Source organism: Caulobacter sp. GW821-FHT10E02 (assembly GCF_059415225.1).
Window position 1 is genome coordinate 105,184 of sequence record NZ_JBWKMV010000004.1, and the last position, 26,674, is coordinate 131,857.

Below are 26,674 nucleotides of genomic sequence, written 5' to 3' on the forward strand. Positions count from 1 at the left end.
GCCGACGCCAGCGACTTATGGGGGAGTTCAAGTGTCTATCGTCGCCGTCTCGATCGCGCTGGCCGCGCAAGCCGCCGCAGCCGCTTCCCCCGCCCCGCAGGCTCCGGCCAAGAAACCCGCCGAGGCCACCAACGGCGTCAGCGCCGTGACCATCACCGCCGACGCGCCCGCCGTGCGCACCTCGATCGACCGTCGTAGCTACAGCGTGTCGGGCGACCTGGGCGCGCAGTCGGGCGGCATCGCCGACGCCCTGCGCAACGTCCCCTCGGTCGAGGTCAGCGTGTCGGGCGAGGTCAGCCTGCGCGGCGATCCCAACGTCACCATCCTGATCGACGGCAAGCCCTCGGGCCTGTTCAGCGGCGACAGCCGCGGCCAGGCGCTGCAGCAGATGCCGGCCGAGCGCATCGACCGCGTCGAGGTCATGACCAACCCCTCGGCCGAGTTCCGCGCCGACGGCACCGGCGGCGTCATCAACCTGATCACCAAGAAGGCCAAGGGCGCGGGCCGCACCAGCTCGATCCGCGTCACCGGCGGCGACCACGGCCGCAACGGCCTGTCGGGCAATATCGGCTACAACTCCGGCAAACTGTCGGCCTCGGGCGACATCAACTACCGTCGCGACGTCTTCAACCAGGAAGACTACGAGCGCCGCCAGCAGGCCAATCTGGACAGCGAGACCAAGGGGACCACCGACTTCGACTTCGATGGCGTCACCAGCCAGGCCACGGTCGACTATGATGTCTCCGACAAGCTGCGGATCGGCGGCGAGGCGCGGCTATCGCGCTTCAACCTGGCGATCGACAGCACGGCCGGCACCACGCGCGAGAACGCCACCGGCGCCCTGATCCAGGCCTATGGCCGCGACCTGACCATCCGCCAGCAGCGCGACAACGCCGCCATCGTCAGCAGCCTGCGCCGCAAGTTCGGCGGCGACGGCCATGAGCTGTCGCTGCGGCTCAGCTACGATGTCACGGACGACAACCGCACGCGGACGGGCCACACGACGGCGACCGTGCCGACGGCCTCCAGCGCCTATGACCAGCAGCGGCTGGGCTACGACACCCGCCAGACCGACTTGAAGGGCGACTATGTCCGGCCGATGGGCCCAGGCCAGACCCTGAAGATGGGTTTCGACCTGCAGTTCGACGACAACGTCTATGACAATGTCGGCCTGCGCGGCGGCTCGCTGGGCGGCCTGGTCGTCGATCCCGGCCTGACCAACAAGTTCTTCTACGAGCAGCAGCTCAGCCAAGCCTACGTCACCTACGAGCGGCCACTGGGCGGCAAGCTGACGGCGCTGGCCGGCCTGCGCTACGAGCAGTCGAAGCTGGATCTGACCTCGACCGGCGGCAAGAACGACAACGACACCACCAAGCTGATGCCCAGCCTGCACCTGTCGTACAAGCTGAACGACCAGCAGAAGCTGACCGCCAGCTACAGCGAGCGCCTGCAGCGCCCCGGGCCGTTCGACCTCAATCCCGTGCCGTTCCTGCTGGACCCGCTGAACTACCGGATCGGCAATCCGAACCTCAAACCCCAGCAGACCCACTCGTTCGAACTGGGCTGGCAGTACCGCAAGGCGCCGGTCATGGCCCTGGCCACCCTGTTCTACCGCGAGAACGACAAGGTCGTGACCGACGTGGTCACCGACCAGGGCGGCGGCGTCTTCGTCACCACCAAGGCCAATGTCGCCAACACCCGCAACGGCGGCCTGGAACTGGTCCTGAACGGCAAGATGACGAAGACCCTGACCTACAATCTCAGCAGCACCCTGTTCTGGGCGCAGCTGGACGGCTCGAACCTGGGCTTCACCGACAAGCGCACGGGCACGACGGCCCAGGGCCGCGCAAGCCTCAGCTGGCAGGCCACGCCCAAGGACCTGCTGCAGGTCAACGGTTTCATGGTCGGCAAGCGCCTGACGCCGCAGGGCTACGCCCTGCCGTTCGCCGGCGTCGATCTGGGCTATCGCCGCAAGGTCAACGAGCAGCTGTCGCTGCTGGTCACCGTCCAGGACGCCCTGGGCATCTTCCGCGAGAAGCAGGTGATCGACACGCCCTCGCTGAAGAGCCTGGTCGTCCGCGATCCCGACGCCCGCATGATCCGCGCCACCCTGGCCTGGACCTTCGGGACCGGCAAAGGCCGCAAGGACCCGGGCTTCGACTTCGGCGCCCCGGGCGCGGGACCGCAGTAGACCCTAGTGCGTGGCCTGGTCGTCGTCGTCGGCGACGGCCAGCGCCTTCAGCGCGCCCAGGTGCTGATGGACGCCGCGCCAGACCTCCGGCGGGATCGCGCCTTCGCCTTGCTGGGCCGCGTCGAACACGATGCACAGCTCCTGCAGGAAGTGTTCGTCCTTCAAGGCCAGCAGACCCAGAAGAGCCTGCAGCAGTTTCTCGTTGACCTGTGATCTCAGGTTCGCCGCCTCGGCGAGCCGGATTTCACGCCCCTCTTCCGTCACGCTACGCACACTCCCACGATACTGGGGCGGCGTTCTCCCCTCCGCCCTTGGACGAGGACAGTGGAGAACTAAAACGTTCTTGGAAATTGCATTTTTAAGAACACCCCGTGAAGGTTGCCCGTCTTGGGTACGCCCGTAGTCCGACTTACGGCGTTCAGCGCGGTTTCCAGCCTTCGGCGATCATGCCGATCTGCTTGTCCATCACCGCCGACATCTCGGCCGCCGGCATGTTCCCGCCGGCCGCCGCGGCCATGCGGTAGTTCCAGGCGTACGAGGCCTTCAGAGTGTCGACGGCCAGCTGCAGATCAAGATCGCCGCGCACCTCGCCCTTGCGCACGCCCTCGTCCAGGATGTCGAGCAGCATCTGGTTCAGGCGCGGATTGCGGCCATAGGGCGTGACGCCCGGATCGTTGTTCGGATTGTACGAGGCCGCGACGTGGGCGAGGAACAGCTTCACCCGCCGGGTCTCGAACTCGTAGTGGATCGCGAAGATCGAGCACAGCTTGTCGGCCGTACTGCCGCGCAGGAACGGCACCACCCGGTCGAACTCGCCATAGAGCTCGGCCAGCCGGTGATTCATGACATGGCTCAGCACCTCGGCCTTGGAGGCGAAGGTGGTGAACACGCTACCGACCGAGACCCCAGCCCGTTCCGCGATGGCGCGGATGGTGGTCTCCTCGTAGCCGACCTCATTGAAGAGATCCCTGGCGGCCTCAAGCACCCGTTCCCGGGTCGCCGCCTTCTGATCATCTCTTACGCCCACGCACGTCCCCCTCGAACACGCTAGCGTCGTTGTTACAAAGGCGCTCCGTTCCCCCGAACGGAGCGCCCAGTTTCGTTCGTCAGGCGCGAGCGCCTGCGAAGATGACTTTCAGTTGATCCGAAAGACGCGCTAGCAGAGCTTCCACCGACCAGCCGTCATAGACGGCGCGGCGATAGTTGGCGACATACACGTCCCAGGTCATTTCAGCCAAGAGCTTGCCGTCGATATCGGCCTTCAACTGGCCTTGATCGATGCCGCGCTGCAGGGCGTCGGCGATCAGACGGAAGATGTGCTTGATGTCGGCGCGGGCGCGACGCTCGGCGGCTTCCGAACGGGTCCACGACACCGCGATGCTGGCGCGCAGCAGCGGCAGTTGCTCGACGTGGAAGCCGTAGCCGATCGCGAACAGGCCCAGCAGGGCCTCGTCGATCGTCTTGGCGTTGCGCGCGGCCTGGACCATCTGGGCGTAGATGACTTCGTAGTCGGCGGTCAGGATCTCTTCGAAGAGTTCCGACTTGTCGGCGAAGCTGGCGAACACGGCGCCGGTCGACATGCCGGCGGCCTGGGCGATGTCACGGATCGTGGCGCCTTCGTAGCCGCGCTCGCTGAACAGCTGGCGAGCGGCGGCCAGGACGCGTTCACGCGTGCGCTGCTTGGCCAGGGCCCGGCGAGTCAGCTTCACCGGAGAGTCGGTGGCGGACTCGATGTTTACGGACACAAAGCTCATGCGGCGGCCTCCAGGCGGGCGAGAGCGGCTTCGGCCCGCTTCTCGAATTCAATGCAGTACTCATCGACGACGTTCTGAAGGACGTCGGCGTAACGACGGGCCAGCTGGCGGCCATCCTGCGCGGCGTCGCGCAGGTCGGTGATCAGTTGGCGGACTTCGGCCATGGCTTCTTCGCGATCGGACGCGGAAAGCGCAGCGTTGGTCGAGAGCAGAGCGCTCTGGGCCATTGCAGTTAACTCCTACCCCCGCTGGGGTGAGTGAAAGGCGTTGAACGATCCGCGGTGGGGGAGGTTGATCATGTTCAACGAACGCGCACTGTAAAATAGGAAGCGGGCGCAATAACGCTAGGGGAAGAGCTTTGCAACCGCGAAAACGAACTAAAATCGCCGAACGAAGGCGTACGGCATAGATATGGGAGCGCTCTCAAAGCGTCACTGCGACAAATGCGCTCAACGAACAGGTTCGGCGAATTGACTCAACGGACAGTGGTCATCGAACCGAGTCGCCGCTTTAAGGCGGGTCAACGCGCCACCGCCCTTACGGCTCCGGCCTCTATGGCGCGGTGTGCCGCGAAGCTTTATTCTCCGCGCCCATGAGCCACCTGTTCGATTTCCTCGTCCCGATCGCCCTGGGCGCCGTGCTGATCGCCCTCGGCGCGGGCCTTTACGCCCTGTTCCGCGGGGGCGACTTCGGCCGCTCCTACTCCAACAAGCTGATGCGCCTGCGCGTGCTCTTGCAGTTCATCGCCATCATCGTGCTGGTGGCCGCCGCGTTCTGGTGGCGGCGTGGTGGCGCGTAGGTAGACTGCTTCGTCGAACGGGAGTCCGCGACGTATGGTCACGCTTAATCGCATCTATACCCGCACGGGGGACGGCGGCTCGACGCGCCTGGCCACCGGCGCGCCGGTCAGCAAGGCCTCGCTGCGGGTGGAAGCCTATGGCGGGGTCGACGAGACCAACGCCACGATCGGCGTGGCGCGACAGCACACGGCGCATGATGCGACGCTCGACGCCATGCTGGAGCGGATCCAGAACGACCTCTTCGACCTGGGCGCGGACCTCGCCACCCCCGAGCAGCACGGCAAGCCGGAGTGGGAGCCGCTGCGCATCCTCGACGGCCAGGTCGAGCGGCTGGAGCAGGAGATCGACCTGCTGAACGGCGAGATGAGTCCCCTGACGTCGTTCGTGCTCCCCGCCGGGTCGCCGGCGGCGGCCGCCCTGCACGTGGCGCGCACCGTCTGCCGCCGGGCCGAACGGACCTGCGTGGCGCTGTCGGAGATGGACGGCGAGATCATCGGCAAGCCGGCGATCAAGTACCTGAACCGGCTGTCGGACTTGCTGTTCGTCGCCGCGCGCTGGAGCAACGACAAGGGCAAGGCCGACGTGCTCTGGAAGCCGGGCGCGACCCGCTAGGGCCTACTTCTTTTCCGGAGCGGCCGGAGGCGTCGCCGGAGCAGCCGGCTTCTCCCCATTGATCGGCGGCACGTTCAGCGGGCGGCGCGTCAGGGTCTCGATCGAATAGACCCGCCCGCACTTCAGCCACTTGCCCGCCCAGGGACGGCCCTGCTGCTCGCACTTCTCCTTCGGCCACACCCAGACGACGTGGTAAGTCAGGGCGGCGCCGCTCAGCAGCACGAACAGGCCCAGGAAGATGTACTTCAGGCGGGTGAAAGTCTTGTTCATGGGCGCCCCTTACCGTCTTTCCGCGCGTAAGGGAATTGGCGCGAACAGCGCCGTCCCGCCACGAAGCCAAGGAAATCGTACAACTGTTTGAACGATAGCCCCACTTACGCATTACGCTTACGCAAAGGGAAACTTGCATTGCGCCGCACAAGCGGTAAGTCGGAGGCCAAGCATGGATAAAAAACAGCCTGGAGGCGGTGGAAACCGATGAAGGTCCTAGTCCCGGTCAAACGGGTTATCGATTACAACGTCAAGGCCCGCGTGAAGGCGGACCAGACTGGTGTCGACCTTGCCAACGTCAAGATGTCGATGAACCCCTTCTGCGAGATCGCGGTCGAAGAAGCCGTGCGTCTCAAGGAAAAAGGCGTGGCGACCGAGGTCGTCATCGTCAGCATCGGTCCGGCGCAAGCCCAGGAAACGATCCGCACGGCGCTGGCCATGGGCGGCGACCGCGGCGTCCTGATCACCACCGACGCCGATCCCGAGCCGCTGGCCGTGGCCAAGCTGCTGGCGGCCGTCGTGGCTGAAGAGAACCCCAACCTGGTCCTGATGGGCAAGCAGGCGATCGACGGCGACAACAACGCCGTCGGCCAGATGCTGTCGGCCCTGCTGGGCTGGCCGCAGGCCACCTACGCCTCGGCCCTCGAGGTCTCGGCGACCAGCGCCAAGGTCACCCGTGAAGTCGACGGCGGCCTGCAGACCCTCGACGTCGACCTGCCGGCCATCGTCACCGCCGACCTGCGCCTGAACGAGCCGCGCTACGCGTCTCTGCCCAACATCATGAAGGCCAAGAAGAAGGAGATCGTCAGCAAGACGGTCGCCGACTACGGGGTCGACATCGCGCCGCGCCTGAAGGTGATCAAGGTCACCGAGCCGGCCAAGCGTTCGGCCGGCATCAAGGTCGAAACCGCCGCCGATCTGGTCTCCAAGCTCAACACCGCGGGGGTGCTGTAATGGCTGTTCTCGTCGTCGCTGATAACGACAACGCGCACCTGCGCGACGGCACCCACAAGGTCGTCACCGCCGCCCTGAAGATCTCGGGCGACGTGGACGTGCTGGTCCTGGGCAAGGGCGCCAAGGGCGTCGCCGACGCCGCCGCCAAGATCGCCGGCGTCCGCAAGGTCCTGTTGGCCGAGTCCGACGCCCTGGGTCACGGGATCGCCGAAGCCCAGGCCGACGCGGTTCTCGCCCTGGCCGGCAATTACGACGCGATCCTGGTTCCGGCCACCTCGGGCGGCAAGAACTTCGCGCCGCGCGTCGCCGCCAAGCTGGACGTCGCCCCGATCTCCGACATCGTCGAGGTCGTCTCGGCCGACACCTTCACGCGCCCGATCTATGCCGGCAACGCGCTGGAGACCGTCCAGTCGTCGGACGCCAAGAAGGTGATCACCGTCCGTCCGACCGCCTTCCCGGCGGCGGGTGAAGGCGGCAGCGCCTCGGTGGAAACCGTGGGCGGCGCGGACGCGCAGCAGACCCGCTTCGTCAGCGAAGAGATGGTCAAGTCGGACCGTCCGGAACTGGCCGCGGCCAAGATCGTCGTCTCGGGCGGTCGCGCCATGGGTTCGGCCGAGGAGTTCCAGCGCGTGATCGAGCCGCTGGCCGACAAGCTGGGCGCCGCCGTCGGCGCCTCGCGCGCGGCCGTCGACGCCGGCTACGCCCCGAACGACTACCAGGTCGGCCAGACCGGCAAGGTCGTGGCGCCGCAGCTCTATGTCGCCATCGGCATCTCGGGCGCCATCCAGCACTTGGCCGGCATGAAGGACTCCAAGGTGATCGTCGCGATCAACAAGGACGCCGACGCGCCGATCTTCCAGGTGGCCGATTTCGGCCTGGTCGCCGACTACAAGACGGCCGTGCCGGAACTGATGGACGCCCTGACGGCGGCCGGGAAGTAAGCCCAGCCTCTACAGGCTTCTGAATAGCGGAAAGGCCCGGAGGAAACTCCGGGCCTTTCTTGTTGAGCTGGTCATGTGAGCGCCGCTCACCGCGCGGTGTGGATGATGCGGGCCCATGGGGCGTTGGGGTCGGCCAGGGAGCTGGGATCGCGCACGGCGCCGGTGGCCAGGGCGAGCACCATCGCGCCCGCCAGAAGCAGGGTCTTCATCGTCTTCGTCCTTTGAAATCGTGTGGGGCAGTGCGGCGCCGCGATCAGGACCATGCCAAAGCCAGCGGTGCTTTACGAACGATGCTAATTGCGGGAAGTTGTGAGCCTGGCTAACAACCAGGCCACCCAACCATGCGCCTGCCGCCCTTCTCGTCCCTGGTCGCCCTGGAGGCCGCCGCCCGCCATCGGTCCTACAGCCGGGCGGCCGACGAACTGTTCGTGACCCATGGCGCGGTCAGCCAGCAGGTCCGCAAGCTGGAAGAGGAGTTGGGAGTCCAGCTGTTCGCCCGGCGCGGCAACCAGATGGAGCCGACGCCCACCGGCGCGGCCCTGGCGGCCCGGGTCGGCGAGGCGATGGCCAGCCTGCGTGAAGGCGTCGACATCGCCCGCCGCGCGGCCAGCGGTCCGATCGTGGTCTCGACCGGCACGGCCTTCGCCACCCGCTGGCTGGTCACCCAACTGGCCCGCCTGACCGCCGAGACCGGCGAGCTCGACCTGACCATCCGCGTCGAGGACCGCCTGGCCGACCTGTCGACCGACGGCTCGGACGTGGCCCTGCGGTTCGGCACGGGCCCCTGGCCGGGCACCGAGGCGGTGCGACTGATCGACGAGGTGATGTTCCCGGTCTGCAGCCCCGCCCTGCTGGCGCGCCACCCGATCGACAAGCCCGAGGACCTGGTGAGCGCCCCGCTGCTGCGCCACACCGACCTGCCGTGGTCGACCTGGTTTCGGGCCATGGGCGTCGAGGCGCCCGTGCTGTCGCCGGCCCTGGGCTTTGACAACTCGGCCATGATGCTGGACGCCGCCGCGCAAGGCCTGGGCTTTGCTTTGGCCCGCAGCGGTTACGCCAAGCGTGACCTGGAAGACGGCCGCCTGGTCCGCCCCCTCCCCGGCCAGGTCGAGGTCGAGACCGGCCACAACTTCGTCTGGCGGGCCGAGAACCCCAAGCTGCCCCGGCTGCTGAAGCTCAGAGACTGGTTCCTGAAGGAGACCGAGGGCGAACGGGCGCGGTAGACTCGATTCTCCACGGAGGTCTCGGATGCCACACAGCCAGTTCATCGCCAGGCGGACGCCGGAGTCGGCGGCCATGACCGCCAAGCTGAAGCGGGCCGCGACGATCACCGCCGCGCTGAACCGGCTGACCTTCAACGAGGCCGGCGAAGTCCGCGCCCTGTTCGCCGAATTGATCCAGCAGCCGGTCGACGAGACCTTCCTGCTGATCCCGCCACTCTACACGACCGGCGGGCCGGACATCCGCGTCGGGCGCAACGTGTTCATCAACCAGAACTGCACGATCTACGACCTGGGCGGGGTCGAGATCGGCGACGATGTGATGATCGGACCCAATGTCAGCCTGATCACCTCCGGCCACCCGATCGAGCCCTCGCGGCGGCGCGACGGGGTGACCGCCGCGCCGATCCGGATCGAAGCCAATGTCTGGATCGCCGCCAATGTAACGATCATCGGCGGGGTGACGGTGGGCGAGAACTCGGTGGTGGCGGCCGGCTCGGTCGTGACTCGGGACGTGCCGCCGAACACGCTGGTCGGCGGCAATCCCGCGCGGGTGATCCACTCGATCGCCGAGGACTAGGCCGCCAGTCGCAGCATCGGCGCGCTTTCCACCACCGGCACCTCCAGTCCCCGCATCGTCGCCGCCACCGCCACGTCCAAGGGCGTGCGGGGCTCCTCGCCGAGGAAGGCGACCAGGCGGCGGTTGTCGAGGCGGACGGGGTCCTGCCAGAAGGGTTTCATCTCGAGCAGTTCGCGCAGGGTCTCGCTGAACGGCGCGGCCAGCGGCAGCAGGCCCCAGGGCAGGCGGCGGACGTTGGCGCGCTTGTGGCCGGCGGCGCGGGCGATGGCGCGGACCATGACGGTCCCGTCGGCGTCCCACTGGCCGTCGAAGTGGAAGCGGGCGAAGGCCGGCAGCTCGGCCTCGCGGTCGCCCAGGCGGGCGAAGGTCTCGCCGACGTCGGGCAGATAGGCCCAGGCGTGCCCGACATCCCTGTCGCCCGGATAGAGGATGGACTTCACCGGCTTGCCGGGCGTGACCAGGCCCGAGGCGAACCAGCTGTTCAGGGTCGAGCGCGGGCCGAAATAGTCGCCGGCGCGGAGGATCACGGAACGGACACCGCTGGCGGCGGCGGCTTCCAGGCGGGCCTCCATCTCGACGCGGATCTTGCCCTTGCGGGTGTAGGCGCGCTGCGGCGTGGTCTCGTCGATCAGGGCGTGGGCGGCGGGATCGTAGTTGTAGATCGTGCCGGGCAGCAGGATCCGAGCGCCGCTGGCGCGGGCGGCGGCGATCGAATTGTCGATCATCGGCAGGACCAACTGCTTCCAACCGCGATAGCCGGGCGGGTTGACGGCGTGGACGATGATCGACGCGCCTTGGGCGGCGGCGACCACGGCGGCGCGGTCCATGACGTCGCCTTGCACGTATTCCAGGTCCGAGCGCGTGGCCTTACTCGGGTCGCGGACCAGGGCGCGGACGGTCCAGCCGTGGCGGACCAAGGCGGCGGCGGTCTCGCCGCCCACGCCGCCATTGGCGCCGAGGACGAGAGCGATGCGGCCAGTGGCGCTTTGGGGGGAGGTGGTCATCGGGCGTCTCCGTGAATTGCGATGACCGGAAGATGCGGTGCGGTGACTTCGATAGAAATTGCCGAGAATGATCGATCAGCTTATCAAAAATAGATGAGCTTCGACCTCCCCTCCGCCATCGATTGGGAACGCCAGCGCGCCTTCCTGGCCGTGATCGACACCGGCAGCCTGTCGGCGGCCGCCCGCCAGCTGGGCGCGGCCCAGCCCACGGTGCGCCGGCGGATCGAGGACCTGGAGGCCCAACTGGGCGTGGCCCTGTTCACCCGCTCGCCCTCGGGTCTGACGCCGACCGCCTTGGGCAAGGACCTGGCCCAGCACGCCCGGGCCATGGCCCTGGCCGCCGCTTCCTTGGCCCGCGCGGCCTCGGCCGAGGCGGGGGCGGCCTCGGGCGTGGTGCGGATCACCGCCAGCGAGGTGATCGGCATGGAGGTGCTGCCGGCCATGCTGGCCGACCTGCGCGAGACCCATCCGGGCCTGGTGTTCGAGCTCGCTTTGACCAACCGCAGCGAGGATCTGCTGCGCCGCGAGGCCGACATCGCCGTGCGCATGGTCCGTCCCACCCAGGAGGCGCTGGTCGCCAAGCGGATCGGCAACGTCAGCCTGGGCATGTTCGCCCACAAGCGCGTGCTGGACGCCTGGGGCCGGCCCACGACGATGGACGAGGCGCGCCGCATGCCGCTGATCGGCTATGAGAGCGAGACCATCGGCGTGCGCGCCGTGAAGGCCATGGGCCTGGACCTGCGCGTCGAGGACTTCGCCTTCCGCACCGACAACGACGTGGCCCAGCTGCAGGCGATCCGGGCGGGGCTAGGGCTGGGGATTTGCCAGGTCGGCCTGGCCGCTCGCGACCCGATGCTGGAGCGGGTGATGGCCGACACCTTCGCCTTCGATCTGGAGACTTTTGTCGTCACCCACGAGGACCTGAAGGACGTCCGCCGGGTCCGTCTGGTGTTCGACGCCCTGGTCGACGGCTTGACGCGCTACGCTAGAGTTGGAAATATAGTTTAAACTGTACACTTTTCCACCTAAAGTGGACTGGCGATTCGTGCAATCGCACCGGCGGCGCCTTTCGGGGGCGTGTTGAGTTCGTGGAGTAGCGATGGTCGCCGGCGTTTCCGAGAGCCTCTCCAGCCTCCCCGCGTCCCGCATCGCGACGCTGAGCGCCGCTGCCCTGGCCGACGCACCGCCGTCCGAGTTCGCCAAGCTGACCAAGGCCCAGGTGGCGGCGATCTCGGCCACCGCGATGAGCGGCCTGACCGCCGCGCAGCTGGCCAAGTTCGACAAGACCCAGCTGTCGGCCCTGACCACGGCCCAGCTGCCGCGCCTGTCGGCGGGCGTCACCTTCAGCGGCGACCAGCTGAAGCTGCTGAACAACTCGCAGGTGCAGGCTCTGTCGGCCACGACGGTGTCGCGGCTCTCCACCGACGCGCTGGACGATATGTCCCTGGCCCAGGTGGCGTCCCTGTCGTCCGCCGCCGTCTCGTCCCTGTCGCGCGAGCAGGTCCAGAGCCTGTCCCTGGCCCAGGTGCGGTCCCTGACCACCGGCCAGCTGCGCCTGCTGCCCGCGTCCGACATCGGCGAGTTCAGCAACGAGCAGCTCTCGGCCCTCAGCGCCGTGCAGATGGGCGGCCTGACCCAGACCCAGATCGCGGGCCTGTCGCCCGAGCAGTTCGCCGAGTTCAGCCCCGCCCAGTTCGCGGGCCTGTCGGTGCCGACCATCAAGGGCCTGAGCGCCGAGATGATCGCCAAGACCACGCCCGAGCAATGGGCCGGCGTCAGCGCCCTGCAACTGTCGGCCCTCAACGCCACGCAGCTGAAGGCCCTGGGTCCCGAGCGGGTCGGCGTGCTGACCGCGACCCAGATCCGCAGCCTGTCGTCGGCGGAGATCGGCAAGGCCGGCGCCGACTTCCTGAACCAGCTGCGGCCGAACCAGATCAGCGGCCTGAGCGGCAACCACACCGGCGGCCTGTCGGTGACAGACATCGACGCCCTGCGTCCCGAGCTGCTGGCCGCGATGGATCCGGTGGCGATCGGCGGCCTGTCGGCCACCGCCTTCGCCAGCCTCGACGCCACCCAGGTGGGCGCGCTCAGCGCCGCCCAGATCGCCCGCCTGCTGCCCGCGCAGCTGAAGGCCCTGAGCGGCGACGACTTCAACGAGTTCACCCGCGCCCAGTTGAAGGCCTTCACCGCCGCCCAGATCCGCGAACTGCCGCCCGAGCGGCTGGCGGCGCTGTCGGACGAGGACTTCGCCGAGTTCACCCCGACCCAGATCAAGGCCCTGCAGCCGCTGCAGCTGAAGGCCCTGTCGACCAGCGACATCGCGGCCCTGACGACCGCCCAGGTCGCGGCCCTGACCTTCGACCAGATCGGCGCCCTGTCGGGGACGCAGTTCGCGACCCTGCGCAGCGTCGCCTCCCTGACCAGCCTGCAGCTGAAGGGCGTCACGGCCACCCAGATGAAGGTGCTGACGCCCACCGACATCGGCCGCCTGACCCCCACCGAGGTGGCCGCGCTCAGCGCCACCCAGATCGGCGGCCTGACGCCCGAGGCGCTGTCGGCCCTGGACGCCACCCAGGCGGCCCGCCTGAACATCAACCAGATGCGCGGCCTGACGACGACCCAGCTGAAGGGCCTGACGGACGAGGACGTCGGCGAGCTGAACACCACCCAGATCGGCGCCCTGGACGGCAATCAGGTCGGCGTCCTGGTCCCGCATCTGTCGACCACGGCGATCAGCAGCCTGGGCAGCACCCAGGTCGCCAAGATGTCGACGACGATGCTGGACAGCCTCAGCGCCACCCAGATCGCGGCCCTGGGCGCCAACCAGCTGCGCGGCCTGACGGCCGACCAGATGGCCAACCTGCCGTCCGACATCGCCTCAAGCCTCAACGCCACCCAGATGGCCAGCCTGTCGGCTAGCCAGCTGGGGCAGCTGTCGGTTACCAATCTGGGCCGGCTGAACGCCGACAGCCTGCGCCAGCTGACCACCGCCCAGGTGCGCGGCCTGACGTCGACGCAGCTCAAGGGCTTCGCCACGACGATGTTCAGCGTCCTGGCCCCGACCCAGATCGCGGCGCTGACCGGCGTGCAGATCGCGTCCCTGACGCCCGAGCTGATCGGCAACCTCAACGCCAGCCAGTGGGCCGGCCTGGCCGTCACCCAGATCCAGGGGCTGAACGCCACCCAGCTGTCGGGCCTGGACGCCACCGACCTCGGCTATCTCAGCACCACCCAGTGGGTTGGCCTGCGTCCCAGCCAGCTGGCCGGCCTGAACGGAACGGCGGTGGCGTCGATCGCCACCGATCGTCTGTCCCTGCTGACCGCCAGCCAGATCGGCGGCTTCTCGGCCACCGCCTTCTCGGCCCTGGACGCCACCCACGTGGCGAACCTGACCACCACCCAGATCGGCGGCCTGACCGCTACTCAGCTGCGCGGCCTGGCGTCCGAGGACATGGGCGAGTTCAGCGCCACCCAGGTGGGCTCGATCGCCGCCTCGCAGCTGGCCGGCCTGTCGGCGACCGACGTCTCGGTCCTCAGCCCCACGCAGCTGGCCGCGCTCAGCACCAACCAGGTCCGGGCCCTGGCCCCGTCGCAGATCTCGGCCCTGCAATCGACCCAGGTCGGCGGCTTGTCGGCCACCCAGCTGGCGGCGCTCAGCTCGGTCCAGGTCGGCGCCCTGGCGCCCGACGCCCTGCCCGCGCTCAGCGCCACCCAGGTGGCCGGCTTCACCTCGGCCCAGCTGGCCGGCCTGTCGACCACCCAGGCCGGCACCATGGTCGGCGAGCAGTTGGCCGCCCTGGCCGTGACCCAGGTCGGCAGCCTGTCCGGCGCCTTCCTGTCGGCCCTGACGCCGACGGCCTTCGCCGCCCTGACCGCCACCCAGGTCGCGCGCCTGTCGACGTCCCAGATCCAGAACCTCAGCACCACCCAGATCGGCAGCCTGTCGACCACCGACTTCGGCGAGCTGTCCACCACCCAGGTCGACAGCCTGACCGCTTCGCAGCTGGGCGCGCTGTCGACGACCAATATCGACAGCCTCACCACCACCCAGATCGCCGACCTGTCGTCGGCCCAGTTCGCGGGCCTGACCCCGACCCAGCTGGCCACCTTGCCCGAGAGCGTGTTCCAGGGCCGCCTGCCGACCCTGAGCGCCACCCAGATGGCGGGCCTGTCGCCCACCTTCATCGCCGGCCTGACCTCGACCGAGGTCGCCAACCTGAACCCGACCCAGCTGGGCTCTCTGTCGACCCAGGCCTTCGCGGCGCTGGGCGCGACGCGCCTTGCCAGCCTGACCACGACCCAGATCACCGGCCTGTCGACGACCCAGGTGGCCAGCCTGGACGCCAACGCCTTCGGCGCGCTGACCACCACCCAGGTCGCCGTGCTGTCCGGGACCCAGATGGGCGCGGTGCGGGGCGAGATCCTCTCGGCCCTCGACGCCACCCAGTTCGCCCGCCTGACCACCAGCCAGGTGCGCGGCCTGACGACCAGCCAGATCGAGCAGTTCAGCCCCGCCGACATCGGCGAGTTCACCGCCACCCAGATCGGCGCCCTGGGCGCGGGCCAGCTGGAAGGCTTCTCGGCCGCCGACATCTCGGCCCTGAGCGTCACCCAGGTGGCGGCGCTGTCGGCCGGCCAGATCTCGGCCCTGACCCCGGTGCAGGTGCGCGGCCTGACGCCTGTCGACATCGGCGAGTTCAACAAGACCCAGATCGCCGCCCTGACCAACACCCAGATCAGCGCCCTGTCGCTGCCGGCGGTGAACGGCATGAGCGACGACCAGTTCGGCAGCCTCTCGGCGACCCAGGTGCGCGGCTTCTCGGGCGAGCAGCTGACGGCGTTCGGGGCCGAGGGCCTGGCCCGCCTGTCCGGCGCCCAGCTGGGGGCCCTGACCACCACCCAGGTCGGCCAGCTGCCGGCGGTGGCGATCCGCAGCCTCAACGGCACGCAGATCGGCCAGATCATGCCCAGCCAGATCTCGGGCTTCACCAGCGAACAGATCGCCGCCTTCAGCCCCAACCAGCTCAGCGGCCTATCGCGAGCCCAGGTCAACAAGCTGACCGCCGCCCAGCTGGACGCCATGTCCGTCGCCCAACTGGAGGCGATCGGCCTCTAAACTCTGGAGCACTGTGGCGCCGGCGCCACCATCACGCGAGCGTCGTACTTCTGTCGCCGAGCCGTCTTGAGGCGTCCCTATCCCCGCCCCATCGCATCCTTTGGTGGGGATAGGGGACAATGCAGAATACCAAGACTTCTAAGCGCCAGACCGGACTCTGGTGCGGGGCGGCCATGCTGGCCCTGCTGGCCACTAGCGCGCACGCCGCCGAGACGGCCGCCGCGCCGGCTCCGGCCGAAACCGAATCGACCAGCGTCGAGCAGGTCATCATCACCAGCCAGCGCGAGACGCGCTCGGCCGTGGCCATGGAAGCCCAGCAGATCCAGCGCGTCCTGCCCGGCGCCAGCCCGCTGAAGGCCATCCAGTTCCTGCCCGGCGTCGTCTATCGGACCGCCGATCCGTGGGGCAACAACGAGCAGAACCTGTCGCTGTTCGTCCACGGCTTCTCGACCCAGCAACTGGGCTTCACCATGGACGGCGTGCCGTTGGGCGACCAGCAGTACGGCAACTACAACGGCCTGTCGGTCTCGCGCGCCGTCACCAGTGAAAACGTCAGCCGCGTGACCCTGTCGTCGGGCGCCGGCTCGCTGGGCGTGGCCTCGACCAGCAACCTGGGCGGCGCCATCGAAACCTTCAGCCGCGACCCGTCGGCCGAGCGCGGCCTCAACATCCGCCAGACCGTGGGCAGCCACGACGCCAGCCGCACCTTCGTGCGTCTCGACAGCGGCGATCTGGGCAACGGCTTCCGCAGCTACATCTCGTACCTGCGCCAGGACGCCAAGGCCTGGGACTTCGAAGGCCACCAGCGCGGCCACCAGGTGAACCTGAAGATCGTCAAGGAAGGCGAGCACGGCAAGTTCACCTTCTACGCCGACTGGCAGATGAAGGTTGAGCCGAACGAAGACGCCACCGCCTTCGGCAACCAGCAGACCGCCGCGGCGGCCGGCTTCACGCCCTATAGCCGCCCGTTCCTGTATCCGAACCTGGCGGCCTGCACGAGCACCCTGACGGGCGGCCCGGGCACGCCCAATCCGGCCCAGGGCAACAACTTCTCGAACTGCTTCAGCGCCGCCCAGCGCGAGGACATCCTGTCGTACGTGAAGTACGACTGGACCCCGGTCGAGGGCTTCACCTGGAGCAACCAGGTCTATTTCCACTACAATTTCGGCCGCGGCATCGTCGCCGGCCCGGTCAACAACGCCGGCCTGCCCGCGCTGTTCGCCGCCTACTATCCGAACCTGATCGTCGGCGGCTCGCCGACCAGCACCGGCAGCCTGCAGAACCTGGTCAACCTGTTCGGCGGCAGCGGCAACGAAGTGCGCACCACCGAGTACCACATCAACCGTCCGGGCGCGATTTCGACGGTCGAGTGGACCCTGGGCGATCACCAGATCAAGGGCGGCGTCTGGTTCGAACACAACGAACCGACCCAGCAGCGCGCCTGGTACCCCTTCACGGCCGAAAACAACGACCTGACGCCGTACGACGTGCCGCGCGGCAAGAAGGCCCTGGTGCAGTACGCCGCCGAGTTCTTCACCAACGACATCCAGCTGCACCTGCAGGACCAGTGGCGGATCACCCCGCAGCTGCTGCTGCAAGCCGGCTTCAAGTCGAGCCTGCAGGACGCCACCGGCAAGTTCCCGATCAACCAGGTGAACCTGCCGACGACGGCCGTGCCGGTCCACTATCCGACCGGCAGCATCACCTCGAACAAGTGGTTCCTGCCGCAGGCCGGCCTGCTTTGGGATGTCAGCGAGAACGACCAGGTCTTCGTCAACGTCCAGCAGAACATGCGCCAGTTCATCCCGTACGGCGCCGGCAGCGGCTTCTACGGCTTCTCGGCCTGGAGCCTGGGCACCCAGGCCGCCTTCGATCTCTTCAAGACGACAGTGAAGCCGGAAACCTCGTGGACGTATGAAGCCGGTCTGCGCACGCGTCGCGACGTGGCCTGGGGTCCGATCACGGGCGTCGATGGCCAGATCAACGCCTACAATGTGAAGTTCAGCAACCGCCTGCTGAACATCGCGCCGTTCAACTTCATCAACCCGGCGCCCGCCATCCTGGCCAACGTCGGCGGCGTGACGACCAAGGGTATCGACGTCGCCGGCACCCTGAAGTTCGGCTCGCACTTCCAGCTCTACAACGCCCTGTCGTACAACGAGTCCAAGTACGATCAGGACTACCAGTCGGGCACGACCATCGTCGGCGGCGTCTCGACGCCGGTCACGGTCGCCACCGGCGGCAAGTACGTGCCGCTGATGCCCAAGTGGCTGAACAAGACGATCGCCCGCTTCAACTACGGCGCCTTCGACGCCCAGATCAGCGGCGACTATGTCGGCAAGCGCTACGTCACCTACCTGAACGACATGTCGGTCAAGTCGATGATGCTGGTCGACCTGCAGGCCGGCTACACCTTCGACATGACGGACAAGGGCTTCGTGAAGGGCCTGCGCCTGACGGGCAACGTGACGAACCTGTTCGACAAGAAGGGCGTCTCGACGGCCACCGTGACCGGCAACTCGGGCGGCTACGGCGCCTTCCCGCAACCGCCGCGCATGGGCTACCTGACACTGTCGGCTGATTTCTAAAGCCGAGCACCGGAAACCTCGCCCTTCGACAAGCTCAGGGTGAGGTTTCCGACTGAGCGGCCCTAACAGTAGTCCTCATCCTGAGCCTGTCGAAGGACGAGGGCGGACCAAGAAAAAGGCCCGGTGGGAAACCACCGGGCCTTCGTCGTTTCGGAGCTGCCGAAGAACCTTAGTCCTTGGCGCGTTCCTGATAGCTGTTGTCTTCCGTCAGGATGATCACGCGGGTGCCGACCGAGATGTACGGCGGCACGGTGGTGCGGACGCCGTTGCTGAGGATGGCCGGCTTGTACGACGACGAGGCGGTCTGGCCCTTCACCGACGGTTCGGTCTCGACGATCTCGAGGATCACGGTGCGCGGCAGTTCGATGGCGATCGGCACGTCGTTGTGCGTCGACAGCTGCACCGTCATGTTCTCTTGCAGGTAGGGCGCGGCGTCGCCGATCACTTCTTCGGTCGCGACGAGCTGGTCGAAGCTTTCCGGGTTCATGAAGTGGAAGCCGTCGCCGTCCTGGTACAGGAAGGTGTGGTTGCGCTGGTCGACGAAGGCGCGCTCGACCTGCTCGGTCGTGCGGTAGCGTTCCGAAACCTTCACGCCGTCCGAGATGCGGCGCATGTTCAGCTGGGTCACCGGCGTGCCCTTGCCCGGGTGGATGTTGTCGACCGTCAGGACGACATAGAGCTTGCCGTCCATGTCGACGACGGCGCCTTTGCGGAGCGAGCTGGCTGCGACCTTCACGTAGTTACGTTCCTTGGATGAAAGCGCGCGCGAGGCCGCGGGCGCTATCGTGCTATTGATCCGTGAGCGCCCTCGTATAGCGATCGGGCCGAAATCTCCAGTCTCTTCGGTTGTTAGCCCTTGCCCTCACCTTCGACGACTTGGTGGCGCCGCGACGTCCACGCCGACCGCCGCCCGTTCCTGCTGGCCCGCAACCGCATCACCAAGGCCTTCCGCGCCTGGTTCGAGGCCGAGGGCTTCGAGGAGGTCGAGGCGGCCGCCTTGCAGGTCTCGCCGGGCAACGAGGCGCACCTGCATGCCTACGCGACGGAGGCCCTGACGATCTCGGGTGAGGCCAGTCCGCTCTACCTGCACACCTCGCCGGAGTTCGCCTGCAAGAAGCTGCTGGCGGCGGGCGAGGAGAAGATCTTCAGCCTGGGCAAGGTGTGGCGCAACCGCGAGCGCGGGCCGCTGCACCATCCGGAATTCACGATGCTGGAGTGGTACCGGGCCGGCGCGCCGTACCAGACCTTGATGGACGACTGCGCGACCCTGCTGGCCCTGGCGGCCGAGACGGCGGGGACCAAGCGCTTCGATTTCCGGGGCATGGCTTGTGACCCCTTCGCCGAGCCCGAGCGGCTGTCGGTGGCCGAGGCCTTCCAGCGCCACGCCGGTGTCGATCTGCTGGCCAGCGTCGCTCCGGATGGCTCGACCGACCGCGACGCCCTGGCCGCCGCCGCCCGCGCGGCCGGTATCCGGGTGGCCGACGACGACGGCTGGGCCGACGTCTTCAGCCGCATCATCGTCGAGAAGGTCGAGCCCCGCCTGGGCGAAGGCCGGGCCACGGTGCTGTGCGAATACCCGATCTCGGAAGCGGCCCTGGCCCGCCCGAAGGACGCCGATCCGCGCGTGGCCGAACGGTTCGAGCTCTATGCCTGCGGCGTCGAGCTGGCCAACGCCTTCGGCGAACTGACCGACCCGGCCGAACAGCGCCGCCGGTTCATGATCGAGATGGACGAGAAGGCCCGCATCTACGGCGAGCGCTATCCGATCGACGAGGACTTCCTGGCGGCTTTGGAGCACATGCCGGAAGCCTCCGGCTCGGCCCTGGGCTTCGACCGTCTGGTCCTGCTGGCCACCGGCGCCCGCCGGATCGAGGACGTGGTCTGGACGCCGGTGGCTGAGAGCTAGTTCACCCGCTGATGGACCACCGCGTACGGGTCCGCGTGGATCCGTCGCCAGGCCGGGTCCTTGTCCAGCAGGGTCACCACCGGGTCGTCCGGCGTGAAGATCGTCCAGGCGACGTGGTAGTCTGCCAAGAGCTTGCGCAGAGCGACGGGGTCGGGCTCGACGGCCGTGAAGTAGCGGGCGCTGAAGGCGTCGCCGTACATGTCGGCGCGGCCGTCGATGAAGGGCTTCACGCCCTTGTAGATGAGGTAGCCGCCCAGGCTGTAGCCGTTCAGGACCGGCTTCGCCTTGAGGTCGGCGGGCACACTGTCGATCGCGGTCACCGGGCTGTTGAGGCCGTCGACGCGCTGCAGCGGCAAGGCCAGACGTACGCCCAGCAGCAGGACGCAGGCGACGCCGAAGCCGGCCAACAGGGCGCGGGAGAGCTTGGGTTTCGCGGACTCATGCCCCAGCGCTTCGGCCAAGGGCCCGGCCAGCAGCAGCGGCGCGATGGCGGCCAGCACCAGCTGGTGGCGGACGTGCTGCAGGCCCATCAGCAGCAAGGCGAGCAGCAGCAACAGCCGGAAGGTCGGGACCTTCACGCCCCGGCCCAGGCAGACGAACAGGGTCGCCAGCAGCACCATGGCGAAGGTCGAGACGTGTGAGAAATCCTCGGCCCGCCACTCGGTGATGTGCGGCAGCACCGCCATGCTGGTCACCTGGAACGGGAACAGCAGCGCCGCCGGCCCATGCGGGGTGATCGCGGCGCAGGCCAGGCTCGCCAACCCGAACAGGCCCCAGCCACGCAGCACCTTCAGGCGGTCGGCGCCCGGCGCGGCCAGGGCTTCCAGCCCGAACGCTCCGGCGACCACGAAGCCGAACACCCAGCTGCCGTGCAGGTTGGCCCACAGGATCATCAGCGGCGCGAACCACAGGCGCGGCGCGCGGTCCTCATCGCGGGCCGCCAGCATCTCGATCGTCCAGATCAGCAGCATCGGCAGCATGAAGAGGTGCGGCCGCACCAGCAGGCTGCCGCTCATGCAGGCCAGAGCCAGCACGGTCGTCGTGATCAGGGTCAGACCGCCCAGGCTCAGAGCTAGCCGCCGGACCAGCAGCCAGGTCGCACCGCCGACGGCTACCGAGAACAGCGCCGTCACCCCGGTCCAGCCCGCGGCGCGCGCCGCCAGCGCCATCAGCGCCTCGGACAGCCACTCGTGCGCCACCCAGGGGCGGCCGGCTTGCGTGTAGGAGAAGACGTCGTGGTCGGGGACCCGGCCGTGGGCCAGGATCCACTCGCCCGTGGCCATGTGCCAGTAGGTGTCGCCGTCGTTCAGCACCTGTGGCGCGAACAGCATGACCACCGCCATCAGCAGCGCCGCGGCCAGCGGGACGATGTTGCGCTCCTGGGTCACGATGGTCCTCTCCCCTTCCGAAACAGGGTTAAGGGCCAGAGTTGAACAGACCCGTAATTTGCCTCCGCCCCGGAAATCCCGCATATCCCCGCGCCTCATGGCTCCCGTCACCAAGACCCTCCGAGACGCCCGGTCGCTGACCGAGGCCGGGCTGGTCCCGCCCGAGCGCCTGCCGGCGCTGGAGGCGGTGGCGGCGCGCTATGCGGTGGCGATCACGCCGGCGATGGCCGAGCTGATCGATCCGGCCAACGCCAATGATCCGATCGCCCGGCAGTTCATCCCTTCCTCCGAGGAGCTGGTCGCCAGCCCCGGTGAGAGCGGCGATCCGATCGGCGACGATATCCACAGCCCTGTGGATGGAATCGTGCATCGCTACCCCGACCGGGTGCTGCTGAAGCCGACCCACACTTGCGCGGTCTATTGCCGGTTCTGCTTCCGCCGCGAGATGGTCGGGCCCGAGGGCCTGTCGAACCTGTCGCCCGCCCAGTTGGACGCCGCCTTCGCCTATATCGCCGGCCGCCCGGAGATCTGGGAGGTCATCGTCACCGGCGGCGACCCGTTCGTGCTGTCGCCCCGCCGTCTGGCCGACCTGATGGACCGGCTGGAAGCCATCCCGCACGTCCGGATCGTCCGCTTCCACACCCGCGTGCCGGCCGTCGATCCGGCGGCCGTGACCGACGACCTCGTCGCCGCCCTCAAGCGCACGACCAAGACCGTCTATGTCGCCCTGCACGCCAACCACGCCCGCGAGCTGACCCCGGCGGCCCGCGCCGCCTGCGCCCGGATCATCGATGCGGGCATCCCGATGCTGAGCCAGACCGTACTGCTGCGCGGCGTCAATGACGACGCGCAGGTGCTGGGCGAGCTGATGCGGACCTTCGTCGAGCTGCGGATCCGGCCCTACTACCTGCACCACGGCGACCACGCCCCGGGCACGGCCCACCTGCGCACGACCCTGGCCGAGGGCCAGGCGATCATGAAAGCCCTGCGCGGGACGGTCTCGGGCCTGGCCCAGCCGACCTATGTGCTCGACATCCCCGGCGGCCACGGCAAGGTTCCGGTCGGCCCGACCTATGTCGACGACGGGTCGGTCGAAGACCCGAATGGGACCGCTCACCCCTATCCGCCCCAGAACTGACGCGCCGTAAGCCCAACCGCTGCAAGGCTTTGCGGCGCCGCTCGCGCTGCATCGCAGCAAAGCCTTGGCGAGCGCGGGGTTTCTCGTGCTAGAAAAGTCGGCATATCCAAAGGCCCGGGCGCGTAAGCCTGGCGCGACATCAAGCGAAGGCTTGGCTTTTATGAGTGAAATCAAGACGGTCGGCATCATCGGCGCCGGCCAGATGGGGTCGGGCATCGCGCATGTCGTCGCCCTGGGCGGCTATGACGTGCGCCTTCACGACGTCTCGCGCGAGCGGATCGACGCGGGCCTGGCCCTGATCGAGAAGAACATGGCGCGCCAGGTCGGCCGCGGCATCATCGACGACGAGGCCATGAAGACGGCCCTGGCCCGCATCTCGCCGGCCGAGAGCCTGGAGGCCATCGGCGCCACGGACCTGGCCATCGAGGCGGCGACCGAGAACGAGGAGATCAAGAAGTCGATCTTCCGCAGCCTGCAGCCGCACCTGGGCGCCGACACCATCCTGGCCTCGAACACCTCGTCCATCTCGATCACGCGCCTGGCCTCGGTCACCGACCGTCCCGAGCGCTTCATCGGCCTGCACTTCATGAACCCGGTGCCGCTGATGAAACTGGTGGAGATCATCCGCGGCATCGCCACGGACGTCCCGACCTACGAGCGCGCCGTGTCCTTCGCCCAGTCGCTGGGCAAGATCACCAGCAACGCCGAGGACTTCCCCGCCTTCATCGTCAACCGCGTGCTGGTGCCGATGATCAACGAGGCGATCTACACCCTGTACGAAGGGGTCGGCACCGTCGACGCCATCGACACGGCGATGAAGCTGGGCGCCAACCATCCGATGGGCCCGCTGGAGCTGGGCGACTTCATCGGTCTGGACACCGTGCTGAGCATCATGAACGTGCTCTACGAAGGCCTGGCCGACAGCAAGTACCGCCCCTGCCCGCTGCTGGTGAAGTATGTCGAGGCCGGCTGGCTGGGCAAGAAGACCGGCCGCGGCTTCTACGACTATCGCGGCGAAGTGCCGGTTCCCACCCGCTAAGGGTCCAGACGTATCGTCGGCGCGATCAGGATACGCGCCGACGATCCGCCCCCACAGCCTCCCTGATTCCGCACGGAGGCCAGGACAAGGCGCGCCAATACCCCACCGGCGCGCGACATGCCCCTTGTTCTCGCGCGGCGTCGCGGCTCTGTCATTGACCGACGATCCACATTCTATTGCTCTGGGGTTTTCGCCGGGATGAGTCTCGGCCGTTGGTCGAGGCTTCCGCGTGAGTGAGCGTCTGAATCGGGATCTATGGGTGCTGGACGCCCGCGAGCAGCCCGACGCCGTCGAACAGTACCGCAAGGCCTGCGCGCATCTCTTCGAGGTGACGCTGCTGTCGCCCGAGACGGCGTTCCACAATCGGCTGGAAGGCTACCAGCTGGGCCATGTGGTCATCATGCGATGCGTCGGCGTGCCCCAGCGCTTCGAGCGGAAGCTGACCCACATCATGGCCGACCCCACCGACACCGTCATGGCGGTGCTGGACCTCGAGAAGGCCGACTGGCGCGCCGACTACGATGGCCGCGAGGCCGCCAGCGACATGGGCGACATCAGGATCGTGGACATGGCGCGGCCCTCCGACCTGACCAGCCGGACCGACTACTGCACCCTCTACATGATCGTTCCGCGCAACCTGCTGGACCCGCAGACCGCCGGGCTCGACTTCCATGGCCGCGTGATGTCGGAGACCAGTCCGACGGGACGGATATTCGGCTCGCATCTGCGCACGCTCTGGGCGTCGGTCGAGGAGATCAGCCCGGCCGAGGCGCCGCTCGTCGCCAAGGCCACGGCCGCGCTCCTGAGCGGCCTCATCCTGGCCTGCGGCGATCCCATGGGCGCCGATCTGCGGCCGCTGGAGAAGGTGCTGCTGATCTCGGGCCAGCAGTTCGTGAACCAGCGCCTGGACGATCCGGACCTCTCCCCGGAAACGGTGCGCCGCCACCTCGCCGTCTCGCGCAGCCAGCTCTACAAGGTTTTCGAGCCGGCGGGCGGGGTCAGCGCCTTCATCCAGCAGCGCCGGCTGGACCGGGCTTTCGACGTCATCCTGCAGGACGGCGCCGAGCAGCTGACCCTGGCCGAGGTCGGATACAACCACGGCTTCCGCTCGGACGCCCATTTCAGCCGCGCCTTCCGGGCGCGGTTCGGCGTCACGCCGGGCCGCCTGCGCAAGGTCGGCGAGGCCGCGCGCCAGGAAGGCCTGTCGGCCCAGGAACGCCCCGACGACGTCTTCGCCTGGGTGAAGGGGCTCTGAGCGCCTAGCCCGCGCCCATCGCCACGGCGATGTGGTAGGTCGCGAACGAGGCGATGTAGGCCAGCGAGGTCATGTAGACGAACATCACGGCCGGCCAGGTCCAGCCGTTGGTCTCGCGCTTGACCACGCCCAGCGTCGCCGCGCACTGCGGGGCGAAGATGTACCAGGCCAGGAACGACAGGGCGCTGGCCAGCGACCACTGGTGGGCCAGCAGCGAGCCCAGGGTCGTTGCCGCCGCGTCGCCCTCGCCGCCGACAGCGTAGACCGTGCCCAGGGCGGCCACGGCGACTTCACGCGCGGCGAAGCCCGGGATCAGGGCGACCGTCATCTGCCAGTTGAAGCCGATGGGGTGCATGATCGGGGCGATGAACTGGCCGATGCGGCCGGCGAAGCTGTAGTCGATGGCCGGGCCCGTCGCGCCTTCCGGCGGATAGGGGAAGGTCGACAGCACCCACACCAGCACCATCAGCGGCAGGATGATGCGGCCGGCGCGGTTCAGGAAGATGCGGGCGCGGGTCCAGAGGTTCATCAGGACGTTGCGCGGCTCGGGCCAGCGATAGGTCGGCAGCTCCATCATGAAGGGCTCGACCGTGCCCCGCCAGAAGATGCGGCGGATGACCGTCGACACCACTAGGGCGCTGACAATGCCGGCGGCGAACAGGCCGAACATCACCAGGCCCTGCAGCGACAGCCCGCCCCACACCTTGGCGCGCGGGATGAAGGCGCCGATGATCAGGGTGTAGACCGGGATCCGCGCCGAGCAGGTCATCAGCGGCGCGATCAGGATCGTGGTCAGCCGGTCCTGCTTGTTGTCGATCACCCGCGTGGCCATGATCCCCGGGATGGCGCAGGCGAAGCTGCTGAGCAGCGGGATGAACGCCCGCCCGTGCAGGCCCGCCACCCCCATCAGCTTATCCAGCAGGAAGGCCGCGCGGGTCATGTAGCCGCTGTCTTCCAGCACCAGGATGAAGAAGAACAGGATCAGGATCTGCGGCAGGAACACCAGCACGCTGCCGACGCCGGCGATCAGGCCGTCGGCGACGAAGCTGGTCAGCAGGCCGGCCGGCAAGTTGGCGTTGGTCCAGCCGGCGATGGCCGCGAACGCCGCGTCGATGCCGTCCATGATCGGGGCGGCCCAGGTGAACACCGCCTGGAACATGATGAACATCAGGGCGACCAGGATCAGCAGGCCGGCGACCGGGTGCAGCAACACGCCGTCGATCTTGCCGGTGATGGTGTCCGGACGCTCGGGCGGCTTCACGCACGCCTTGAAGATGCGCTGGGCCTCGGCGTGGGCGGCGCGGATCTCGCCCGCCGTCGGCTCGTGCCAGACGTTCTCGGCCTCGACCTTGCGGGCCGCGACCAGCGCCTCGACCTTGTCCAGCAGCTCGGGCAGGCCGCGCTTGCGGGTCGCCACCGTGGTGACGATCGGCGCGCCGATCTCCTGGGAGAGGCGCTCCAGGTCGATGCGCAGGCCCTGGCGCTGGGCGATGTCGAACATGTTAAGGGCCAGCACGAACGGGCGGCCCACCTGCTTCAGTTCCAGCACCAGGCGCAGGACGAGCCGCAGGTTGGTGGCGTCGGCCACGCAGATCAGCGCCTCGGGCGCGATCTCGCCCTCCAGCTTGCCGATCACGGCGTCGCGGGTGACGACCTCGTCGGGGCTACGGGCGCGCAAGGAATAGGTGCCGGGCAGGTCCAGCACGCGCATCTGGCGGCCGGACGGCGTGGTCAGCACGCCTTCCTTCCGCTCGACCGTGACGCCGGCGTAGTTGGCCACCTTCTGGCGGCTGCCGGTCAGGGCGTTGAACAGCGCGGTCTTGCCGGAGTTGGGATTGCCCACGAGGGCGATCCGGGCCGTGTCGGTAACGGGCTTGGTCGTGTCGGACGGAGCGACGGCGGTATCTAGGGCCAAGGT

General features: G+C 68.1%; 24 protein-coding genes. 14 read left to right on the forward strand and 10 right to left on the reverse strand.

Features of this window, described 5'->3' with window-relative positions:
- Window positions 1-31: 31 nt before the first annotated feature.
- Window positions 32-2,191, forward strand: a complete 2,160-nt coding sequence (locus tag AC07NI_RS20310; RefSeq protein WP_494622460.1) for a TonB-dependent receptor domain-containing protein — start codon at window positions 32-34, stop codon at window positions 2,189-2,191.
- Between the two features lie 3 nt (window positions 2,192-2,194).
- Here AC07NI_RS20310 and AC07NI_RS20315 read toward each other — a convergent pair whose 3' ends face one another.
- The 4 genes from AC07NI_RS20315 to AC07NI_RS20330 all read right to left on the reverse strand — a co-directional run bounded on the left by AC07NI_RS20315 (window position 2,195) and on the right by AC07NI_RS20330 (window position 4,172).
- Window positions 2,195-2,464: a hypothetical protein gene (locus tag AC07NI_RS20315; protein ID WP_494622462.1), complete on the reverse strand. Its 270-nt coding sequence runs from the start codon at window positions 2,462-2,464 to the stop codon at window positions 2,195-2,197.
- A 145-nt stretch (window positions 2,465-2,609) separates the two neighbouring features.
- Complete coding sequence (locus tag AC07NI_RS20320) at window positions 2,610-3,218, reverse strand: TetR/AcrR family transcriptional regulator (protein WP_494622464.1); 609 nt, start codon at window positions 3,216-3,218, stop codon at window positions 2,610-2,612.
- Between the two features lie 79 nt (window positions 3,219-3,297).
- Entirely contained in the window at window positions 3,298-3,945 is a 648-nt protein-coding gene (locus AC07NI_RS20325) for a TetR/AcrR family transcriptional regulator (RefSeq protein ID WP_494622466.1), read from the reverse strand.
- The gene (locus AC07NI_RS20330; RefSeq protein WP_492837214.1) at window positions 3,942-4,172 is read right to left on the reverse strand and encodes a CC0731 family SpdR-regulated protein; all 231 of its coding nucleotides are present in this window, start codon (window positions 4,170-4,172) and stop codon (window positions 3,942-3,944) included. The genes AC07NI_RS20325 and AC07NI_RS20330 overlap by 4 nt, the downstream gene beginning before the upstream one ends.
- 365 nt (window positions 4,173-4,537) lie before the next feature.
- Here AC07NI_RS20330 and AC07NI_RS20335 point away from each other — a divergent pair, with 365 nt between their 5' ends.
- Complete coding sequence (locus AC07NI_RS20335) at window positions 4,538-4,744, forward strand: twin transmembrane helix small protein (protein ID WP_494622468.1); 207 nt, start codon at window positions 4,538-4,540, stop codon at window positions 4,742-4,744.
- 34 nt (window positions 4,745-4,778) lie between these two features.
- Window positions 4,779-5,357 carry a cob(I)yrinic acid a,c-diamide adenosyltransferase gene (locus AC07NI_RS20340; protein ID WP_494622470.1) on the forward strand — a complete coding sequence of 193 codons (579 nt, stop codon included), beginning with the start codon at window positions 4,779-4,781 and terminating at the stop codon, window positions 5,355-5,357.
- A gap of 3 nt (window positions 5,358-5,360) precedes the next feature.
- Here the strand turns inward: AC07NI_RS20340 and AC07NI_RS20345 are convergent, their stop codons facing one another.
- Window positions 5,361-5,627, reverse strand: coding sequence for a hypothetical protein (locus AC07NI_RS20345; protein ID WP_494622472.1), 267 nt, complete (start codon window positions 5,625-5,627; stop codon window positions 5,361-5,363).
- A gap of 207 nt (window positions 5,628-5,834) precedes the next feature.
- On the opposite strand from AC07NI_RS20345, the gene AC07NI_RS20350 reads away from it, so the two are divergent.
- On the forward strand, window positions 5,835-6,581 hold the full coding sequence (locus AC07NI_RS20350; protein WP_494622474.1) for an electron transfer flavoprotein subunit beta/FixA family protein: 747 nt from the start codon (window positions 5,835-5,837) through the stop codon (window positions 6,579-6,581).
- A complete protein-coding gene (locus tag AC07NI_RS20355) occupies window positions 6,581-7,522 on the forward strand; it encodes an electron transfer flavoprotein subunit alpha/FixB family protein (protein ID WP_494622476.1) in 942 nt (313 codons plus the stop codon). The genes AC07NI_RS20350 and AC07NI_RS20355 overlap by 1 nt, the downstream gene beginning before the upstream one ends.
- An 86-nt stretch (window positions 7,523-7,608) precedes the next feature.
- Here the strand turns inward: AC07NI_RS20355 and AC07NI_RS20360 are convergent, their stop codons facing one another.
- The gene (locus AC07NI_RS20360) at window positions 7,609-7,731 is read right to left on the reverse strand and encodes a hypothetical protein (RefSeq protein WP_494622478.1); all 123 of its coding nucleotides are present in this window, start codon (window positions 7,729-7,731) and stop codon (window positions 7,609-7,611) included.
- Window positions 7,732-7,863: 132 nt separating this feature from the next.
- Between AC07NI_RS20360 and AC07NI_RS20365 the strand changes: the two genes are divergently transcribed.
- Together AC07NI_RS20365 and AC07NI_RS20370 are read left to right on the forward strand one after the other, a co-directional pair.
- Window positions 7,864-8,745 (forward strand): LysR substrate-binding domain-containing protein, encoded by an 882-nt coding sequence (locus AC07NI_RS20365; protein WP_494622479.1) that lies wholly within the window; start codon window positions 7,864-7,866, stop codon window positions 8,743-8,745.
- A 25-nt stretch (window positions 8,746-8,770) separates the two neighbouring features.
- Window positions 8,771-9,322 (forward strand): sugar O-acetyltransferase, encoded by a 552-nt coding sequence (locus tag AC07NI_RS20370; protein ID WP_494622481.1) that lies wholly within the window; start codon window positions 8,771-8,773, stop codon window positions 9,320-9,322.
- Here AC07NI_RS20370 and AC07NI_RS20375 read toward each other — a convergent pair.
- The gene (locus AC07NI_RS20375; protein WP_494622483.1) at window positions 9,319-10,326 is read right to left on the reverse strand and encodes an NAD(P)H-binding protein; all 1,008 of its coding nucleotides are present in this window, start codon (window positions 10,324-10,326) and stop codon (window positions 9,319-9,321) included. The two genes, AC07NI_RS20370 and AC07NI_RS20375, sit on opposite strands and share 4 nt — an antisense overlap.
- 93 nt (window positions 10,327-10,419) lie before the next feature.
- On the opposite strand from AC07NI_RS20375, the gene AC07NI_RS20380 reads away from it, so the two are divergent.
- The 3 genes from AC07NI_RS20380 (at window position 10,420) to AC07NI_RS20390 (ending at window position 18,030) form a co-directional block, all read left to right on the forward strand.
- On the forward strand, window positions 10,420-11,334 hold the full coding sequence (locus tag AC07NI_RS20380) for a LysR family transcriptional regulator (RefSeq protein ID WP_494622485.1): 915 nt from the start codon (window positions 10,420-10,422) through the stop codon (window positions 11,332-11,334).
- Window positions 11,335-11,425: 91 nt separating this feature from the next.
- Window positions 11,426-15,442: a beta strand repeat-containing protein gene (locus AC07NI_RS20385; protein WP_494622487.1), complete on the forward strand. Its 4,017-nt coding sequence runs from the start codon at window positions 11,426-11,428 to the stop codon at window positions 15,440-15,442.
- A gap of 119 nt (window positions 15,443-15,561) precedes the next feature.
- A complete protein-coding gene (locus AC07NI_RS20390) occupies window positions 15,562-18,030 on the forward strand; it encodes a TonB-dependent receptor (RefSeq protein ID WP_494622488.1) in 2,469 nt (822 codons plus the stop codon).
- Between the two features lie 169 nt (window positions 18,031-18,199).
- Here AC07NI_RS20390 and efp read toward each other — a convergent pair whose 3' ends face one another.
- The gene (gene efp, locus AC07NI_RS20395; RefSeq protein WP_494622490.1) at window positions 18,200-18,766 is read right to left on the reverse strand and encodes an elongation factor P; all 567 of its coding nucleotides are present in this window, start codon (window positions 18,764-18,766) and stop codon (window positions 18,200-18,202) included.
- A gap of 120 nt (window positions 18,767-18,886) precedes the next feature.
- Here efp and epmA point away from each other — a divergent pair, with 120 nt between their 5' ends.
- Entirely contained in the window at window positions 18,887-19,936 is a 1,050-nt protein-coding gene (gene epmA / locus AC07NI_RS20400; protein WP_494622492.1) for an EF-P lysine aminoacylase EpmA, read from the forward strand.
- Here the strand turns inward: epmA and AC07NI_RS20405 are convergent.
- Window positions 19,933-21,324 carry a hypothetical protein gene (locus AC07NI_RS20405; RefSeq protein WP_494622493.1) on the reverse strand — a complete coding sequence of 464 codons (1,392 nt, stop codon included), beginning with the start codon at window positions 21,322-21,324 and terminating at the stop codon, window positions 19,933-19,935. The genes epmA and AC07NI_RS20405 overlap by 4 nt on opposite strands.
- A 97-nt stretch (window positions 21,325-21,421) precedes the next feature.
- Here AC07NI_RS20405 and AC07NI_RS20410 point away from each other — a divergent pair, with 97 nt between their 5' ends.
- The 3 genes from AC07NI_RS20410 to AC07NI_RS20420 all read left to right on the forward strand — a co-directional run bounded on the left by AC07NI_RS20410 (window position 21,422) and on the right by AC07NI_RS20420 (window position 24,756).
- Window positions 21,422-22,462, forward strand: a complete 1,041-nt coding sequence (locus tag AC07NI_RS20410; RefSeq protein ID WP_494622495.1) for a lysine-2,3-aminomutase-like protein — start codon at window positions 21,422-21,424, stop codon at window positions 22,460-22,462.
- 160 nt (window positions 22,463-22,622) lie between these two features.
- Window positions 22,623-23,501 (forward strand): 3-hydroxybutyryl-CoA dehydrogenase, encoded by an 879-nt coding sequence (locus AC07NI_RS20415; protein WP_494622497.1) that lies wholly within the window; start codon window positions 22,623-22,625, stop codon window positions 23,499-23,501.
- Between the two features lie 229 nt (window positions 23,502-23,730).
- Window positions 23,731-24,756, forward strand: coding sequence for an AraC-like ligand-binding domain-containing protein (locus tag AC07NI_RS20420; RefSeq protein ID WP_494622499.1), 1,026 nt, complete (start codon window positions 23,731-23,733; stop codon window positions 24,754-24,756).
- A 4-nt stretch (window positions 24,757-24,760) separates the two neighbouring features.
- Here the strand turns inward: AC07NI_RS20420 and feoB are convergent, their stop codons facing one another.
- Window positions 24,761-26,671 (reverse strand): ferrous iron transport protein B, encoded by a 1,911-nt coding sequence (gene feoB / locus AC07NI_RS20425; RefSeq protein ID WP_494622501.1) that lies wholly within the window; start codon window positions 26,669-26,671, stop codon window positions 24,761-24,763.
- Between the last annotated feature and the right edge of the window lie 3 nt (window positions 26,672-26,674).